Raw genomic sequence first — 16,568 nt, forward strand, 5'->3', positions numbered from 1 at the left:
CGCCTAAAGTATGGGTTTTCAGTCTGGGTTCTGGCGGGTTTACAGCGGGATTTAAGTGTGGCGGTAACATGTCTTAGTTACTGTATTGGGGTGGTTATTCCCAAGTTGCCAAGTAGGTTATTCTTTTGGCGGGTGGGAGTTGCGGTAAAGTCTTTTTGCTCTAAGGCCATGTTTTATTTGAAGTTGTTGTATTTTTTTTGACGCCGGCGGGACGCCGCTCCCCGGAGAGGAGCGGCGCGCCGTTACCGGATTACAGCCCGGCGCTTTCTGCCGCTACGCTCTTGGGCTTGCCGTAATGCCATTCATAGACCACGAACTTGAAGTCCTTGAGGTCGCCTTTTTCGTCGAAGCTCAGATCGCCGGTCGGGGTCTTGAAGGTGCCCTTGTGGATCGCCTCGGCGACTTTTTCCGGGTCTTCGCTCTTGGCCGCGGCGATGCCCCCGGCAATCACTTCCACAGCCGAGTAGGACGGCAGCACGAACGGACCGCTGGGGTTTTCCTTCTTGGCTTCGAAGGCTTCCACCAGGGCCTTGTTGGCCGGGTCCTGGTCGAAGGACTTGGGCAGGGTCACCAGCATGCCTTCGGAGGCGTCCTTGGCGATCTGCGAGATCGAGTCGTTGCCCACGCCTTCAGGCCCCATGAAGCGTGCGGTCAGGCCCTTTTCCTTGGCCTGGCGCAGCAGCAGGCCCATTTCCGGGTGGTAGCCGCCGAAGTAGACGAAATCGACATTGGCCTGCTTGAGCTTGGCCAGGATCGATGAGTAGTCGCGCTCGCCGACGTTGATGCCTTCGAACATCGCCACCTTGATGCCTTCCTTGCCCAGGATGTCCTTGACCGAGCTGGCGATGCCTTCGCCGTATTGCTGCTTGTCGTGCAGCACCGCGACATTGCTCGGCTTGAGCTGGGCGATGTAGCGCGCCGCGGCCGGGCCCTGGGCGTTGTCCAGGCCGATGGTGCGGAACACCATCTTGTAGCCCCGGGCGGTCAGCTCGGGGCTGGTGGCGGCCGGGGTAACCATCACGATGCCTTCGTCTTCGTAGATGTCCGACGCTGGCTGGGTGGAGCTGGAGCACAGGTGCCCGACCACGAACTTGACGCCGTCATTGACCACCTTGTTGGCCACGGCCACGGCTTGCTTGGGATCGCAGGCATCGTCGTATTCCACGGCCACCAGTTGCTTGCCGTCGACGCCGCCCTTGGCGTTGATCTGCTCGATGGCCATGCGCGCGCCGCTGAACTGCATGTCACCGTATTGCGCCACCGGGCCGGTCTTGGCCCCGGCGATGCCGATCCGGATGCTGTCGGCGGCCAGGGAATGACAGGCCAGGCCGGCCAGGATCATGGCGCTGAGCAGTTGGGTGGCTTTGTTATTGATACGACTCATGGGTTGTTCCACTCCTGTGGGTAACGGTTCAAAGGGTGTTGCAGGTGATGCATGGGCTGTCGCCGCCGCGCCTCGGGCACGGCCGCGACACCCCGGGGTGTTGTAGAGCGCCCGGACCCGGGCGGTACTGATCCCGCTCAAGGAAGGGCCTTGCCGATTCTGGGAATGGCCTCCAGCGCCGGCCGCGTCGCCGCGGGCTCGGCACAGGCATCCAGGGCCTGGGCGATATCGGCCAGCAGGTCGGCGACGTCTTCCAGGCCTACCGACAGGCGGACCAGGCCCTCGGAGATGCCGTGTTCGACACGCTCCTCGGGGCTGTAGGTGGAATGGGTCATGCTCGCCGGGTGCTGGGCCAGGGATTCGGCGTCTCCCAGGCTGACGGCGCGGCTGAACAATTGCAGGGCATTCATGAAGCGGGTGCCGGTAGTCAGTCCGCCCTTGAGCTCGAAGGCGATCATGCCCCCGGGCAACTTCATCTGCTGTTGCGCCAGGGCGTGTTGCGGGAAGGATGGCAGGCCGGGGTAGGCCACCCATTGCACTTGCGGCTGTTGCTGCAGGTATTCGGCGATGGCCTGGGCGCTGCTGCAGTGGCGTTCCATGCGCAGGGCCAGGGTCTTGAGGCCGCGCATCAGGAGAAAGGCGTCCTGGGGCGACAGCACCGCACCGGTCATGTCCTTGAGGCCTTCCAGGCGAATGCGCTCGGCCAGGCTCTGGCGGGTGACCACGACACCGGCGGTGATATCGCCGTGGCCATTGAGGTACTTGGTGGCCGAGTGCACCACCAGGTCGGCCCCCAGCTCCAGCGGACGCTGCAGGTAGGGAGTGCAATAGGTGTTGTCCACGACGAAGGTGATGCGCGGATGCTGGCGGGCGATTTCGGCCACCGCGGCAATGTCCACCAGCTGCATGTTGGGGTTGGCCGGGGACTCGCAATAGATCATCCGCGTGGCGGGGCTGATGGCGGCCCGCAGGTTGCCCAGGTCGCTCATGTCGACATGGCGCACCTTGACGCCGAACTCGGCCAGCCCGTGGTGCAGCAGGGCGAAGGTGCAGCCGTACAGGGTCCGGCAGACGATGATCTCATCGCCGGGCCGCAGCAGGGTCCACAGGGTGGCGGCAATCGCCCCCATGCCGGAGCCGAAGGCCACCGCCGCCTCGCCGTTTTCCAGGGCCGCCATGCGCGCCTCCAGCAGCGCCAGGGTCGGGTTGCCGATGCGGGTGTAGAAGTAGCCGGGCTCCTGGCCGGCAAAGCAGCCGGCGCCGTATTCGGCGGTGGCGAAAGTGAAGGTGGAGGTCAGATAGATCGGCGGGATCAGCGCGCCTTGATGCTCCTGAGGGTTGTAGCCGTGATGGATGGCGCGCGTGGAAAAACCAAGGTCACTGTTTTTATTGTTCATGGTGAACGCTCCCGGATTTGCTCTAATGCTATGCTCAAATCCGGCGCAATAATTGCTAATTTGGCTGATTAAATGCCATGTAATTGAAATAAAAATTCATAAAAACAAGATTAAGAGGCAAAACATGCCCAGTGGACTGGATCGAACCGACAAAGCCCTGCTGCTGGCTCTGCAGGACAACGCCCGCCTGACCACCGCCGAGCTGGCCGACAGCGTCGCCCTGACCACGTCGCCTTGTTGGCGGCGAGTGAAGATCCTCGAGGAAAGCGGGGTGATCACCGGCTATCAGGCGATTCTCTCGCCCAAGGCCCTGGGTTTTGGCGTCACCGCCTTTGTCAGCGTGATGATGGAATCCCACTCCCGGGAAACGGCCCGGGCCTTCGAGCAGCGACTGCTGGAAATTCCGGAAATCATCGCCTGCCACAACGTCTCCGGACGCTACGATTTTCTCCTCGAAGTGCTGGCCAGGGACCTGGAATCCTTCGGCGAGTTCGCCCGCGAAGTGCTGCAGACCCTGCCGGCGGTGAAAGAGATCTACTCGAGCTTTTCCTTCAAGTCGGTGAAGCCGTTGCGGCAGATTCCGGTGTCGCAGCCCGGCGCCTGAGGCCGGGGCCAGGTGCAGGGCCGACAGTGATTGCCAGGTGAAACAGAGCGGGCCCGCGATCTTGATCGCGGGCTTTTTTTTGCCTGCCCGGACCCGCGCCTGTCCGATCGCGGCCTTCGCTGGCAAGCCCGCTCCAGGGGTCAACCCGTGCGCCGGAAAGGGTCTTTCTGCAACGCGATGATTGACGCGGCAGCGGCGCCTCCCTATTCTTTGTCGACCAACAAAGAATAGGGAGCAATGCGATGAAAACCCTCAAGGGCCCCAGCCTGCACCTGGCGCAATTCAGTGCCGACAGCGCGCCATTCAACAGCCTGCCGGCGATGGCCCAATGGGCCGCCGACCTGGGTTTCAAGGCGCTGCAGATTCCCGCCTGGGATGCGCGCTTGTTCGATGTCGCCACGGCGGCCGAGAGCCAGGACTATTGCGATGAACTCAAGGGCCAACTGGCGCAGCAGGGCCTGCAGATCAGCGAGCTGACCAGCCATATCTTCGGCCAGCTGGTGGCGGTGCACCCGGCCTACGATGCGATGTGCGACAACTTCGCCCCCGAGGCGCTGCGGGGCAAGCCTCAAGCCAGAACCGAGTGGGCGATAGCGCAAATGAAGCTGGCGGCCAAGGCATCGCGGCGCCTGGGGCTGAGTGAGCTGGGCACTTTCTCCGGGTCCCTGGCCTGGCCTTACCTGTTTCCCTTTCCGCAGCGCCCCGAAGGCCTGATCGAGACGGCATTCGAGGAGCTGGCGCGCCGCTGGCGGCCGATCCTCGATGAGTGCGACGAGCAGGGGGTCAACCTGTGCTACGAAATCCACCCCAGCGAGGACCTGCACGACGGCACCAGTTTCGAGCGCTTCTATGAACGGGTGGACCGTCACCCACGCTGCAACATCCTCTTCGACCCCAGCCATTTCGTGCTGCAACAGCTGGACTACCTGAGCTACCTGGACATCTACCACGAGCGCATCCGCATGTTTCACGTCAAGGATGCCGAGTTCAATCCCACGGGGCGCCAGGGCATCTATGGCGGCTACAGCTCCTGGGTCGAGCGCGCCGGGCGCTTCCGTTCCCTGGGCGACGGCCAGGTGGATTTCAAGGGGATCTTTTCCAAGCTGGCGCAATACGACTACCCGGGCTGGGCGACCCTGGAATGGGAGTGCTGCCTCAAGGACCAGGAAGACGGTGCCCGGGAAGGCGTGGCGTTCATCAACCGCCACATGATCCAGGTCACCGAGCGGATCTTCGACGACTTCGCCGGTGCACGGATCGACCGCCAACAGATCAACGCCATGCTCGGCATGGCCTGAACCCCCTCAGCGAGAAAACCCATGAATGCTTTGACAGACAACACCCAGGCCGACACCGACGGCCTGACCCATCGCTATGTGCGCATCGATGGCCAGCGCATCCATTGCGTCAGCGCCGGCAGCGGCCGCCCGGTGCTGCTGATCCCCGGCTGGCCACAGACCTGGTACGCCTGGCGCGGGGTGATCCGGGCCCTGGCGGCCCAGGGTTTCCAGGCGATCGCCGTGGACCCGCCGGGCAGCGGCCAGTCCGACCGCCCGGAGCAGGGCTACGACACCGGCCATGTGGCCGAGGTGCTGCATCAGGTGATGCTGCAACTGGGCTTTGCCTCTTACAGCGTGGTCGGCCATGACGTCGGCATGTGGATCGCCTACGCCCTGGCCAGCGACCGGCCGCAGGCGGTGGAGCGCCTGGCGCTGACCGAGGCGGTGATCCCCGGGTTGGCGGAGGCGCCGCCGATTTTCGTGGCGCCGGAGCAGAACATCTTTCTCTGGCACTTCATGTTCAACCAGCTGCGGGATCTGCCCGAGGCACTGATCGCCGGGCGCGAGCGGGCCTACCTGAGCTACATCTTCGACCACTGGTCCCATCGCCGCGAAGCGGTGGCCGCCGAGGTCTACATCGACGCCTATGCGGCGCCGGGCGGGCTGCGGGCCGGCTTTGCCTACTACCGGGCGATTCCCGAGACGGTGCGCCAGAACCGCCTGCGGGCCCAGCGGCCACTGGCGATGCCGGTGCTGGCGATCGGCGCCGAACACGCCACCAACGATGCGCCGCTGCTGACCCTGCAAGGCCACGCCAGCGACCTGCGCGGCGCCATAGTGCCGGACTGCGGACACTTCATCATGGAAGAGGCACCCGAGGCATTTCTCGCGCTGCTGCTGCCGTTTCTGCAGGAGGGCCGTGACTGAGGCACGGCGCAGGCACGGCCGCGGGCACGGAAAATGGCCGCGGCCGGCGCAAATCTAATATCATTTCGTCCCGGCGCGCTGCGCCACCCGGCTGTTCGGCCTGCGCCGAACGCCTTCCCTGTCCTGACGAGATACCCGACCCCCATGGCTGGAAGACCCCGCGAATTCGATCGTGACCTGGCGCTGCGCCAGGCACAGGAACTGTTCTGGGCCCGAGGTTTCGAAACCACCTCCATGGCCGACCTGGTGGCGGCCCTGGGCATTGCTTCGGCACGCATCTATGCCGCCTTCGGTTCCAAGGAGGCGCTGTTTCGCGAGGCCATCGAGCTGTACGAAAGCCAGGAAGGCGGCTTCGCCGACCTGGCCCTGCAGGAGCCCAACGCCTACCACGCCATCGAGCGCATGCTGCAGGACGCGGTGGCGCTCTACACCCGCCCCGACGGTCCCCGGGGCTGCATGGTGGTGGCCTCGGCGGTGAACTGCTCGAGCGACAACGACAGCGTGCGCGAATGGCTGGCCGAGCATCGCCGGGCGCGGACCGCGAGCATCATCCAGCGCCTGGAAGCGGCGGTGCAGGCGGGTGAATTGCCTCGCCACAGCGATGCAACGTCTTTGGGCGACTATTACTCCATGGTGCTCCACGGCCTCTCGGTGCAGGCCCGCGACGGGGTCAGCGCGGCGCGCCTGCTGCAGGGCGTGGCGCTGGCCATGCAAGTCTTCCCGGGCGGCGTCCAGGGGCATTGAGGCGGCGCCCGGCAAGGCTCCGGGCAGCGGGCTTGGCTCGGCAACCCGGGGGCCGGCAAGGCTGGCCCGGGTTGTGCATTTTTTATCGGGTCCTGGACCTGTTCCATCATCCAAAGAGTACGACGCCCCCCATGAGCGATTCCCCGGCGACACCTCAAGGCAACTGGCAGCCGGTCATCGCACTGGCGCTGGCGGCCTTTGTCTTCAACACCACCGAGTTCGTGCCGGTGGGCCTGCTCAGCGCCATCGGCGCCAGCTTCGACCTGCCCACCGAGCGGGTCGGGCTGATGCTGACCATCTACGCCTGGATCGTGTCCCTGACCTCGCTGCCGGTGATGCTGCTGACCCGCAACGTCGAGCGGCGCAGGTTGCTCACGGTGCTGTTCGGCCTGTTCATCGTCAGCCATGTGCTGTCCAGCCTGGCCAACAGCTTCGGCCTGCTGATGCTCAGTCGCATCGGCGTGGCCCTGGCCCATGCGCTGTTCTGGTCCATCACCGCGTCCCTGGCGGTGCGCCTGGCGCCGGCGGGCAAGCAGGTGCAGGCCCTGGGCCTGCTGGCCACCGGCACCTCGCTGGCCATGGTCCTGGGGATTCCCCTGGGGCGTTTGCTGGGCGAGGCCCTGGGCTGGCGCACCACCTTCGGCGTGATCGCCGCCATGGCCGGCTTGCTGGTGCTGTGGCTGATGCGCACCTTGCCGCTGCTGCCGAGCCAGAACTCCGGTTCCCTGCGCAGCCTGCCGCTGCTGTTCAAGCGCCCGGCGCTGGTGGCGATCTACGTGCTGACGGCGCTGGTGGTGACGGCGCAGTTCACCGCCTACAGCTACATCGAGCCCTTTATCAAGGTGGCGGCGGGCCTGGGCGGCGAGGTGGTGACCCTGGTGCTGCTGGTGTTCGGCGGCGCCGGCATCATCGGCTCGCTGCTGTTCAGCGTCCTGCACCGCCACAGCCCGCAGGGCTTCCTGCTGACCGCGGTGCTGTTGCTGGCGCTGTGCCTGAGCCTGCTGTTGCCGCTCAATGGCCACGTCTGGTCGCTGGTGGCGCTGAGCGTGGTCTGGGGCATGGCGATCATGGGCTTCGGCCTGGCCCTGCAATCCAAGGTGCTGGTGCTGGCGCCGGATGCCACCGACGTGGCGATGGCGATGTTCTCCGGGATCTACAACATCGGCATCGGTGGCGGCGCGCTGCTGGGCAGCTGGGTTGGCGGGCAACTGGGTTTTGCCTATGTCGGCCTGGCGGGCGGGGCCCTGGCGAGCCTGGCCTTGCTGCTGTACAGCCTGGCCCTGCGGCGCATGGCCCGCACCAACGTGTAGCCGCTGCCGCAGGCTGCGAACGGCTCCGCAGGAGACGCGGCGGCCTTGCAGGCGCCGGAGGTTCGGCGGTCGATCGCCAAGCAAGGTCCTGCGGACCTTCGCGCAGCCTCGCCAGAGGCTCGACAGCGGCTACGGTGGGGCGATGTCGACCATGCGCGCCGGGCGCCCGCCAGGGTTAGCGGCGCCGGGCGTCGGGCCAGCAGGCCACCAGCACCAGCAGCAGCGCCGCCAGCAGGTAGGGCAGGCGCGGTTCCAGCCCGTAGATCAGGGTCCCGGCCAGGGGCCCGACCACCACCCCCAGGCCCTGGGCCGCGCCGACGGAACCGGCGGTGGCGCCTTGCTCGGCGGCGTCCACCGCGTTGCTGGCCAGGGCGGCGAACGAGGGGAAGATCCAGCCCATGCCCGCGGCCGAAACGAAGAACCCCAGCCACAGCACCCAGGCCTGGGCCGCGACGATGCTCGTGGCAAAGCCCAGCGCCGCCACCAGGGCGCCGATGCGAATCATCCGCAGCGGCGGCCACTCCAGCTTGCGCACCAGCAGTTGCGAGGCGATCAGCGCCACCCCGACCAGGGTCAGGGCGATGCCGGCGGTCTGCGCCGCGTGCGCCGGGTCCATGCCCAGGCGGTCGAGGGCGAAGAAGCCGACGGTGATCTGCGCCATGGCCACGCACAGCATGGCGACGAACGCCACCAGCAGCGGCCGGCGCAGGCGCGGGTCGCTCAGGCGCACCGATTTGGGCGGCTGCTTGAGGTGCAGCTCCTGGCGCGGCAGCCGCGCCTTGAGCAAGGCGAAACCCAGCAGCGGCAGCACGGCCAGCACGTAGAACGGCAGGCTCAGGCTGTGGCGCGCCAGCAGCGCGGCAATCGCCGGGCCCAGCACCAGGCCGCAGGCGTTGGCCGCTCCCAGGGACGCCATGGCCCGGGTCCGGTGCTCGGGTGCGATGTTGTCGGCGATCAGCGCGTAGCCGCCCACCGGGATCGCGGCATAGAACACCCCGATCAGGCCCCGTCCCAGCAGCAGCCCGGCAAAGGCCAGGATGGCCGAGGGCAGGGCGTGCAGCGCCAGGTCGATGAACAGGCTGAGGGCGACAAAGGCCAGGGTGAAGCCGCCGGTGCCCAGCAGCAGGATGCGCCGCCGGCCGAGGCGGTCGCTGGCCCGGCCCCAGGGCCGGGCCAGGAGCATCCAGATCACCCCGGAAACGGTCACCGCCATGCCCGCCTGCCAGGTGGCCAGGCCAAGAATCCGCGCGATGGGGCCGATCAGCGAGACAAAGGCCATCATCGCCATGGTGCAGGTCAGGTTGGCCAGCAGTAGCGGACGCAGGTCGAAGGCCGCCGCAGCCTGGGGCGTTTCCAGGGTGTCGATGGGCAGGTGTTGAGCGTTGGTCATGGTTTATCCCAGGGCAGAGTGAGAGGGCAGGCGGCCGTCGACCATCACCAGCGGTCGACCGCGCACCTGCTCCAGGCGGCCGTCGACGCCATAGACGTCGCGCAGCAACTGTTGGTTGATCACCTCCAGGGCCGGTCCGGCGGCGGCCACGGCGCCGTTGTGCAGCACCACCACCTGCTGGCTGAAACCCAGGGCCAGGTTGATGTCGTGGACCACCACCAGGGTGATCAACTGGCGTTCGCGGGTGGCCCGGGTGATGGCCTCCACCACCTGGCACTGGTGGTACAGGTCCAGGGCGCTGGTGGGTTCGTCCAGCAGCAGCACCCGGGGCTGGCGCACCAGGGCCTGGGCCAGCCCCACCAGCTGGCGCTGGCCGCCGGACAGGGCGTCGATCGGGCGGTCGGCCAGGGTGGCCAGGTCCAGGTCCTGCAGCACCTGTTCGACCCCGTGCAGCACCGCGGCACTGGGCCGCCCGGGGGCGAAGCCACCACCGCGATGCCCGGCCATGGCGGCGCTGAGCACCGCTTCGAAGGCGCACAGGCGGGTGCGTTCCGGCAGGCTCTGGGGCAGGTAGACGATGTGCTGCGCCCGTTCCACCTGGGGCAGGCGGTTCAGGTCGACGCCATCGAGCAGCACCTGGCCGCTGGTTTTCTGCAACCCGGCGATGCCCCGCAGCAGGGTCGACTTGCCCGCCGCATTGGGGCCGATCAGCGCGGTCACGCTGCCGCCGGCCAGGCTCGGCAGGGCGACGTCACGCAGCACCTGGCGGTTGCCGTAATGCATGTTCAGGCCGGTGGTGCACAGCCCGGACGTGGAGGGGGCGGTCAGGCTCACAGGACACCTCGACGGTTGCGCATGACAATGGCCATGAAAAAGGGAATGCCCACCAGGGCGGTGACGATGCCCACTGGCACCAGCACCCCGGGAATCAGGGTCTTGCTGGCAATGGAGGCCATGGACAGGATCAGCCCGCCGCTGAGCACGCTGGCCGGCAGGAACAGCCGATGGTCCTCACCCACCAACAGGCGGGCGATGTGCGGGGCGATCAGGCCGATAAAGCCGATGGTGCCGACAAAGGACACCGCCAGCGCCGACAGCAGGCTGATGCGCAGCAACGCCAGCAGGCGCAGGCGGCCGACATCGATGCCGAAGCTGCGGGCCCGTTCCTCGCCCAGGGTCAGGGCGGTCAGGGCCCAGCTCTGGCGCAGGGAAAACGGCAGGCACAGGGCCAGGGCCAGGGCCAGCAGGGCGAGCTTTTCCCAGGAGGCCCGGGCCAGGCTGCCCAGGGTCCAGAACACCAGTTGCTGCAGGCTGTCCTGGGTGGCGACGAACTGCAGCAGGGCCACCAGGGCATTGAAGGCGAACACCAGGGCGATGCCGAACAGCACCAGGCTCTCGACGCCGAAGCCGCGCCAGCGCGCCAGCAGGTACAGCAAGGCCACCGAGGCCAGGGCGAAGAGAAAGGCGTTGGCCGAGATCAGGTACTGCGCCGGCACCCCGGGAATGCCCAGGCCCAGGACAATCGCCAGGGCCGCACCGAAGGCCGCGGCGGCGGACACCCCGAGGGTGAAGGGGCTGGCCAGCGGGTTGTCGAGCACGGTCTGCATCTCCGCTCCGGCCAGGGCCAGGGCCGCGCCCACCAGCACCGCCATCAGCGCGTAGGGCAGGCGCACGTTCCACACGATCACCGCCTCGACCCGGGGCATCGAGCCCGGGTCCCAGAGCACCTGCAGCAGGCGCGAAAGGCTCATGCCCGAAGGCCCGGTGGTGATGTCCAGGGCCAGGGACAGCAGCAAGGCCAGGGCCAGGGCGGACAACAGCAGCACCCGGCGGCCATGGCGCTTGCGGTAATGCCCGCTGGCGATGCTGTCCTGCACCTCGGTGGCGGCCCGGGTCATGGTTGCAGGCTCGTGGCGAACACGCCGCTGGCGGGAATCGGCATGAAGCGCTGGTACAGCTCGCGGCGGGTCTGGTCCGGGTCCAGGTCCTTGAACAGCTCCGGGTGCAGCCACTTGGCCAGGGCCTGAACCGCGATCAGGTGCTCCGGCGAGTCATAGAAGATGTGCCACAGGCCATGCACATTGCCTTGGCGCACCGCCCGCAGCTCGTTCAGCGGTGGGCGCTGGGCGGCCTGGCGCAGACTGTCCCGGGCCTGCTGCAAGGTCGCCGAATAGCCCAGGGTCACGCCGCCCTGGCCGGCGGCGAAGACCCCGGTGGCGACGTACACGTCCGGGTCGCTGGAGAGGATGTATTCCACGTTGAGCACGCCAATGGGCCCGGGGATGCGCCCATCGGCGATGTTGCGTCCGCCGGCCAGCTTGATCATCTCGCCGAAGTTGCCGGTGCCCGGCGAGCCGCAGCAGTCCTGCAGCCCGGCGAGCATGTCGATGAATATCGTCGGCTGCTTGAGCGGCGCCGCCTGGGCCAGGGTTTCGGTGACCCGGGCCAGGGCCTGTTGATAGAAAGCGATGAAGGCCTCGGCCTGCTGCTCGCGGCCCAGGGCCTGGCCCAGCAGGCGCATGCTGGGCACGGTGTTGCTCAGGGGATGGTCGCTGAAGTCGACGAAGATCACCGCCACCCCGGCGGCTTGCAGCTGCTTCACCGCCTCGCTGTCGGGACTCGGCCCGTGGCCGCCGCTCAGGGCCATGATCGCCAGGTCCGGGTGCACCGCCAGGGCCTTTTCGACGCTGAAGGTCTCGGCGGACGTGCCGCCCACCAGCGGCACCTTGTCCGCCTCGGGGAAGACCTTGCGATAGGCCTCGTAGCCCTGCACGTCGAGGCCGCGAAAATCTCCCTGCCAACCGGCGAGACGGGCGAAGGGGTTCTGGCCTTCGAGCAGCGACAGCGAATAGATCATCCGCCCCTCACCCAGGAGGATGTGTTCAACCTTGTCCGGCACCTGGACCTGGCGCCCGGCCAGATCGGTGAGGGTCGCGGCGCCGGCCGTGGCGGCCCATAGCAGGCTAAGGGGCAGCAGGCCCCGCAGTAGCCCGTGCCGGGCGCGGCGCAAGAAATCACGGTGTGTCATGTCAGGTTTCCTTGAACGATTGGACGGCCCGGCGGGCGACGCGCTTGCGCCACCACAGCAACAGACCGGTGATGTACAGCAGGGGTAACGAAAGGCCGCAGGCAAACGCCAGCCAGGCGCCGGGAGCCCCCAGCAGCAAATGCCCGTGGGCGGCGGAGAACAGCGGCTTGAGCGCCATGGGCGGGGCGCCGGGCCAGGTGAACAGATCGGGGCGCGCCAGCCAGGCGCCGCTGCCGGCAATCAGCAGCAGCGGCAGGCACAGCCACGCGGCGGCCAGGTTGTGCCATTCGCGCAGGCGTCGGCTGCCCCGGCTGCCGGGGCGCAGGCTGGCGGCTTTCCACCAACTGCGCCGGCCCGGCCACCACAGGTACAGGCCGCTGCCCAGCGAGCCCAGCAGCACCAGGCCGCACAGCAGCACCAGGTTCGACCCCAACGCCTGGGGCAACAGCAGGCTGCGGTGCAGCGCCACCAGCTTGGCCAGCCACAGGTCCTCGAAGACGAAGAAGCCCCGGGGCTCGCCGTTGTAGGGATCGATCATGGCGATGCCGGTGCCGGGGCGCTCCTTGAGGGCACCGAAGACGATCACGTTGTCCGATTCAAGAAAGCCCTGGCGCGGCGGCGCCGCGCCGAAGACTTTCTGCAACTGCGGGTAGGCGCTGCTGGCCGCGCTGATCCAGGCGCTCTGCTCAAGAGGGCCGCCGTGTTCGCCGGGGGCCAGTTGCAGCATCGGCGCCCCGACTTCCCAGCGCAGGATCGGCCCCTTGAGCTCCAGCATCGAACCACTGAGGCCCAGCAGCGCCAGGAACAGGCCCAGGCTCAGGGCCAGCCAGCGATGCAGGCCGAGCCAGATGTGACGCAGGCGCAGCACGGCGGCTTACCAGCGGTAGCGCAGGCTGGCGATGACGCTGCGGTCATAGCCGGCGCTGCAGCTGGTCAGCGAGCAGCCTTCGTAATAGCGCTTGTCGGTGAGGTTGGTGGCGTTCACCGCCAGGCGCAGGCCCTTGGCCGCCGGGATCAGCTTGTCGAAGTCGTAGTGCACCGCCGCGTCCAGCAGGGTGTAGGAGGGCACGCTGACGGTGTTGGCGGCATCGGCTTCGGTGGAGCCGATGTAGCGCACCCCGGCGCCGAAACCGAGGCCGCTCAGGGGGCCTTCGGGCAGGGTGTAGTCGGCCCACAGCGAGGCCATCTTTTCCGGGGTGTCGGTGGGGCGTTTGCCCTTCTCCAGCAGGTTGTTGCTCTTGCTCACCTCGGCGTCGTTGTAGGTCAGCGCCGCCAGCAGGTCCAGGCCACGGGCCAGGCTGGCCTTGCCTTCCAGTTCAATGCCGCGCACGTTGATTTCGCCAGTCTGGAGCTTGTTCAGGCGTTCGGCCGGGTCGGTGGTCAGGACGTTTTCCTGGGTCAGGTCGAACAGCGACAGGGTGATGTAGCTGTCGATCCCCGGTGGCTGGTACTTGACCCCCACTTCCGACTGCTTGGCGCTGGTGGGCTTGTACGGCGTGCCGTAGAAGTTGGTGCCCAGCACCGGGTCGAACGAGGTGGAGTAGCTGATGTAGGGCGCCAGGCCGTTGTCCGCCAGGTACACCAGGCCGGTGCGGTAGGTGAACTTCTCGTCGTTCTGTTTGCTCCCGGTGTGTTCCAGGCGATTGTCGGTACGGGCGCTGGAGCGGTCCTGGCGTCCGCCGACGGTGAGCACCCAGTGCTCGTCGAAGGTGAACTGCTGCTGGGCATAGACCCCGACCTGATCGGCGCGCTGCACAGTGTTGGTGAACGGCGTGCTGGGGTCGAACACGCCGCCATGCACCGGGTGGTAGATGTCGATGGGCGAGGCGCTGCCGCCGCGCAGGTAGTAGTCCTCGCGGGTGCGCCGGTAGTCGACCCCCAGCAGCGACAGCATCTGCGTGCTGCCCAGGTTCCAGCGGGCCTGGGCGTTGTTGTCCAGGGAGTAGGTGTCGCCGACGATGCGAAAGCGGTAGGCGTCGCGCTTCAGGGTGCGCAGGTCCGACTCCAGGGCCCTGCCGCTGGCGGTGTTGGTCAGCAGGTTGACGTGGCCGTAGCGGGCGCTGGAGTTGAGGCTCCAGACGTCATTCAGGCGGTGCTCCAGCAGGTAGCCCAGGGAGTACTGGGTGCGGTCGTTGTCCAGCCCCGGTTCATCGAGGAAGACGTTGTGCTTGACCTTGCCATTGGGGTTGCCGAGCAGGGTGCCGCGGGCCGGCAGGAACACCCTGGGGGCGCCGAACGCATCCTGGGTGTAGTCGGCCAGCAGGGTCAGGCGGGTGTCGTCGTTGGGCTTCCAGGTGAAGGAGGGCGCGAAGTACTGCTTGTCGTCCTTGATGTGATCGAACTGGGTGCCGCTGTCGCGCTCCAGGCCCACCAGGCGGTAGAGGAACTGCCCCTCATCGTCCAGCGGGCCGCTGAAGTCGAACTGGCCCTGGGCCCGGTCGAAACTGCCGCCCTGGATCTGCACTTCATGGAAGGGCTGTTCCAGCGGGCGCTTGCTGATCTGGTTGACCACGCCCCCCGGCGAGTTCTGGCCGAACAGCACCGAGGCCGGGCCCTTGAGCACGTCGATGCGCTCCAGCCCATAGGCTTCGACCTTGGGCCAGGCCTGGGCGGTGTTGCCCTTGAGGCCGTCGCGCAGCATGCCGGTGGTGACGTCGAAGCCACGGATCGAGATCGTGTCGAAACGCTGGCTGGCGGCGGTGGTGTTGGCCTGGACCCCGGCGGTGTAGCGCAATGCCTCGTTCACCGACTGCACCTGCTGGGCGTCCATCTGATCGCGGGTGACCACGGAAATCGCCTGGGGAATTTCACTCAGCGAGGCGTCGGTCTTGGTCCCGCTGAGGCTGCGCTTGGCCACGTAGCCGCTTTGCTGGCCGGTCGGCGAGTCGATCTGGGTAGCGCTGATCACGCTGGTGTCCAGGGTCAGGGTGTGGTCCTTGTCGGCCTCGCCATCGGCGGCCAGGGCGGCGCCGGCCTGGGTCAGCGACAGGCCCAGGGCCAGGCCATGGATCAGGCACGCCAGCGGGCTGCGGCGCAGCGCCGGACGCAGGACCGGACAATCGGCCGGCCAACCTTGGGTGTTTTGGTGCGCAACGCGGCTACCCATGCTTCACTCCGTGATGGGGATTAAATGAGAATGCAAACGTATCTCATTTGTGCGCCTGGGTTGCCGGCTAAAACTTTGGCTTGAGCGACCATTTCTTTCGTTTGCGGCACCGCGCGGGCAGGGCGCCCTGGGCAACAGACGCGCGGTTCGACAGCGCCGGGCTGCGGCGTTGTTCAAGGTTCCAGGCATGCAAGGCCAGGGCGATTCAGCGCAAGGACTTGGGCGACACCCCGAAGCGCTTGCGAAAGGCGGTGGAGAAATGCGCCGGGCTGTAGCCGACCCGATAGGCCGCGCTGGAGACATTGGTTTCGCCGCTGGCCAGCAAGCGGTATGCCTCGCTCAGGCGCTGCTCCTGCAGGTAGGCATAGACGCTGGTGCCGAACACCTGGCGAAAACCGGCGGTGAGCTTGCGCGGGTTGAGGCCGACCTGGCGCGACAGCTCGGACAGCGACGGCGAGGCCTGCAAGGAACCGAGCAGCAGGTCCCGGGCGGCATGGATGCGCTCGATGTCCGCGGCGCTGCCGGGGCTGTCCTGCAGCGGCCGCGACTCGGCATGGGCGAGGATGCCCTCGACCCCCAGGGCGGTGAGCTCCAGGGCCTTGCCACCCAGGTAAAAGGATCGGGTCGGGCCTTGCAGCGGGCAGGTGAGGATCTGCTGGGCCAGGGCCAGCAGCGGCTTGCTGGCCGGCTGGCAGAACAGCATCGGCCCGCCGCCGAGCGGGTCCAGCAAGCGCTCGGGCTCCAGGCCTGCCTGGCGGATCGCCGGGAAGTCCAGTTGCACCGTGGTGTAGCGCACCGGCACGCCGCGGGCGAACAGATGGTCGCCGCAATGCTCGCCCTGGTTGGCCACGGCGCACAGGGTCGGGCCGCGAATCTCCACCTCCGGTTGGCCCTCGACCCGGCAGTTGAGCTGGCCGCTGAGCACCAGGATGATTTTCAGGCCTTGCCAGAGCGGTTCCTGCATCCACATCTGGCTGTCCATCAGCACCGTCCCGGTGGACAAGGTGATTTCCGGCACCACGGCCGCCGTGCCGGCGTGCTGCGGATTGGGAAAGTGCAGGGTGAAATCCCCTTGGACAGGCTGCGGCGCAGCGTGGGGGCTGAGCATGGCGAACTCCCTGTAGACCGGAAAAGAGGCCATACGCTATCAGGAAAATCCTTTCATGTAATTAAGAATGATTATCCTTTAGCTTCTGCGCCCCGTACTGCCGGGACTTGCCGCGCAATCAAAAGAAAAAGCCGCGCAAACGAATGTCCTGCCGATTGCCGGGCCCCGGAAATTACCGGTTAATAATCACTCTCATTTGCAAGCGCAGCCGCTCAACATGGACGACCCCGCCATCCGCCGCCCCGCAGGAGCGCCGACAGGCCCGCATTTTTCGCCGCGCTGACGGCTCA

Annotated in this window: 14 protein-coding genes; 5 read left to right on the plus strand and 9 right to left on the minus strand. The window is 67.0% G+C overall.

Features of this window, described 5'->3' with window-relative positions; all coding sequences use genetic code 11:
- Positions 1–250: 250 nt before the first annotated feature.
- Both L1O02_RS13285 and L1O02_RS13290 read right to left on the minus strand, forming a co-directional pair.
- Positions 251–1,384, minus strand: coding sequence for a branched-chain amino acid ABC transporter substrate-binding protein (locus L1O02_RS13285; protein WP_060839821.1), 1,134 nt, complete (start codon positions 1,382–1,384; stop codon positions 251–253).
- 137 nt (positions 1,385–1,521) lie between these two features.
- Positions 1,522–2,781 (minus strand): methionine gamma-lyase, encoded by a 1,260-nt coding sequence (locus L1O02_RS13290; RefSeq protein ID WP_235760045.1) that lies wholly within the window; start codon positions 2,779–2,781, stop codon positions 1,522–1,524.
- A 124-nt stretch (positions 2,782–2,905) separates the two neighbouring features.
- On the opposite strand from L1O02_RS13290, the gene L1O02_RS13295 reads away from it, so the two are divergent.
- The 5 genes from L1O02_RS13295 (at position 2,906) to L1O02_RS13315 (ending at position 7,646) form a co-directional block, all read left to right on the plus strand.
- Positions 2,906–3,385, plus strand: coding sequence for an Lrp/AsnC family transcriptional regulator (locus L1O02_RS13295; RefSeq protein ID WP_235760046.1), 480 nt, complete (start codon positions 2,906–2,908; stop codon positions 3,383–3,385).
- Positions 3,386–3,627: 242 nt separating this feature from the next.
- Positions 3,628–4,683, plus strand: coding sequence for a sugar phosphate isomerase/epimerase family protein (locus tag L1O02_RS13300; RefSeq protein ID WP_060839818.1), 1,056 nt, complete (start codon positions 3,628–3,630; stop codon positions 4,681–4,683).
- Positions 4,684–4,704: 21 nt separating this feature from the next.
- Positions 4,705–5,592, plus strand: a complete 888-nt coding sequence (locus tag L1O02_RS13305) for an alpha/beta hydrolase (RefSeq protein WP_060839817.1) — start codon at positions 4,705–4,707, stop codon at positions 5,590–5,592.
- Between the two features lie 144 nt (positions 5,593–5,736).
- A complete protein-coding gene (locus L1O02_RS13310; RefSeq protein WP_060839816.1) occupies positions 5,737–6,336 on the plus strand; it encodes a TetR/AcrR family transcriptional regulator in 600 nt (199 codons plus the stop codon).
- 131 nt (positions 6,337–6,467) lie between these two features.
- Positions 6,468–7,646 (plus strand): sugar transporter, encoded by a 1,179-nt coding sequence (locus tag L1O02_RS13315; RefSeq protein WP_060843914.1) that lies wholly within the window; start codon positions 6,468–6,470, stop codon positions 7,644–7,646.
- A gap of 175 nt (positions 7,647–7,821) precedes the next feature.
- Here the strand turns inward: L1O02_RS13315 and L1O02_RS13320 are convergent, their stop codons facing one another.
- From L1O02_RS13320 to L1O02_RS13350, 7 genes are all read right to left on the minus strand, one after another.
- The gene (locus tag L1O02_RS13320; protein WP_235760047.1) at positions 7,822–9,036 is read right to left on the minus strand and encodes an MFS transporter; all 1,215 of its coding nucleotides are present in this window, start codon (positions 9,034–9,036) and stop codon (positions 7,822–7,824) included.
- A 3-nt stretch (positions 9,037–9,039) separates the two neighbouring features.
- On the minus strand, positions 9,040–9,870 hold the full coding sequence (locus L1O02_RS13325) for an ABC transporter ATP-binding protein (RefSeq protein ID WP_235760048.1): 831 nt from the start codon (positions 9,868–9,870) through the stop codon (positions 9,040–9,042).
- The gene (locus L1O02_RS13330; RefSeq protein WP_060839813.1) at positions 9,867–10,934 is read right to left on the minus strand and encodes an iron ABC transporter permease; all 1,068 of its coding nucleotides are present in this window, start codon (positions 10,932–10,934) and stop codon (positions 9,867–9,869) included. Before L1O02_RS13330 ends, L1O02_RS13325 begins: the two co-directional genes overlap by 4 nt.
- Positions 10,931–12,064, minus strand: coding sequence for an ABC transporter substrate-binding protein (locus L1O02_RS13335; protein ID WP_235760049.1), 1,134 nt, complete (start codon positions 12,062–12,064; stop codon positions 10,931–10,933). The genes L1O02_RS13330 and L1O02_RS13335 overlap by 4 nt, the downstream gene beginning before the upstream one ends.
- Position 12,065: 1 nt before the next feature.
- Positions 12,066–12,932 carry a PepSY domain-containing protein gene (locus L1O02_RS13340; RefSeq protein ID WP_235760050.1) on the minus strand — a complete coding sequence of 289 codons (867 nt, stop codon included), beginning with the start codon at positions 12,930–12,932 and terminating at the stop codon, positions 12,066–12,068.
- Between the two features lie 6 nt (positions 12,933–12,938).
- Entirely contained in the window at positions 12,939–15,170 is a 2,232-nt protein-coding gene (locus L1O02_RS13345; RefSeq protein WP_235760051.1) for a TonB-dependent siderophore receptor, read from the minus strand.
- Positions 15,171–15,375: 205 nt separating this feature from the next.
- Positions 15,376–16,278 (minus strand): AraC family transcriptional regulator, encoded by a 903-nt coding sequence (locus L1O02_RS13350; RefSeq protein WP_060841969.1) that lies wholly within the window; start codon positions 16,276–16,278, stop codon positions 15,376–15,378.
- Between the last annotated feature and the right edge of the window lie 290 nt (positions 16,279–16,568).

It is taken from the genome of Pseudomonas sp. BC42 (assembly GCF_021560055.1).
Classification (GTDB): Bacteria; Pseudomonadota; Gammaproteobacteria; order Pseudomonadales; family Pseudomonadaceae; genus Aquipseudomonas.

Coding starts and splice junctions, on each gene's coding strand:
- L1O02_RS13295 (WP_235760046.1), top strand. CDS start 2,906: ATGCCCAGTGGACTGGATCGAACCGACAAAGCCCTGCTGCTGGCTCTG.
- L1O02_RS13305 (WP_060839817.1), top strand. CDS start 4,705: ATGAATGCTTTGACAGACAACACCCAGGCCGACACCGACGGCCTGACC.
- L1O02_RS13330 (WP_060839813.1), bottom strand. CDS start 10,934: ATGACCCGGGCCGCCACCGAGGTGCAGGACAGCATCGCCAGCGGGCAT.
- L1O02_RS13285 (WP_060839821.1), bottom strand. CDS start 1,384: ATGAGTCGTATCAATAACAAAGCCACCCAACTGCTCAGCGCCATGATC.
- L1O02_RS13350 (WP_060841969.1), bottom strand. CDS start 16,278: ATGCTCAGCCCCCACGCTGCGCCGCAGCCTGTCCAAGGGGATTTCACC.
- L1O02_RS13320 (WP_235760047.1), bottom strand. CDS start 9,036: ATGACCAACGCTCAACACCTGCCCATCGACACCCTGGAAACGCCCCAG.
- L1O02_RS13300 (WP_060839818.1), top strand. CDS start 3,628: ATGAAAACCCTCAAGGGCCCCAGCCTGCACCTGGCGCAATTCAGTGCC.
- L1O02_RS13310 (WP_060839816.1), top strand. CDS start 5,737: ATGGCTGGAAGACCCCGCGAATTCGATCGTGACCTGGCGCTGCGCCAG.
- L1O02_RS13345 (WP_235760051.1), bottom strand. CDS start 15,170: ATGGGTAGCCGCGTTGCGCACCAAAACACCCAAGGTTGGCCGGCCGAT.
- L1O02_RS13335 (WP_235760049.1), bottom strand. CDS start 12,064: ATGACACACCGTGATTTCTTGCGCCGCGCCCGGCACGGGCTACTGCGG.
- L1O02_RS13290 (WP_235760045.1), bottom strand. CDS start 2,781: ATGAACAATAAAAACAGTGACCTTGGTTTTTCCACGCGCGCCATCCAT.
- L1O02_RS13315 (WP_060843914.1), top strand. CDS start 6,468: ATGAGCGATTCCCCGGCGACACCTCAAGGCAACTGGCAGCCGGTCATC.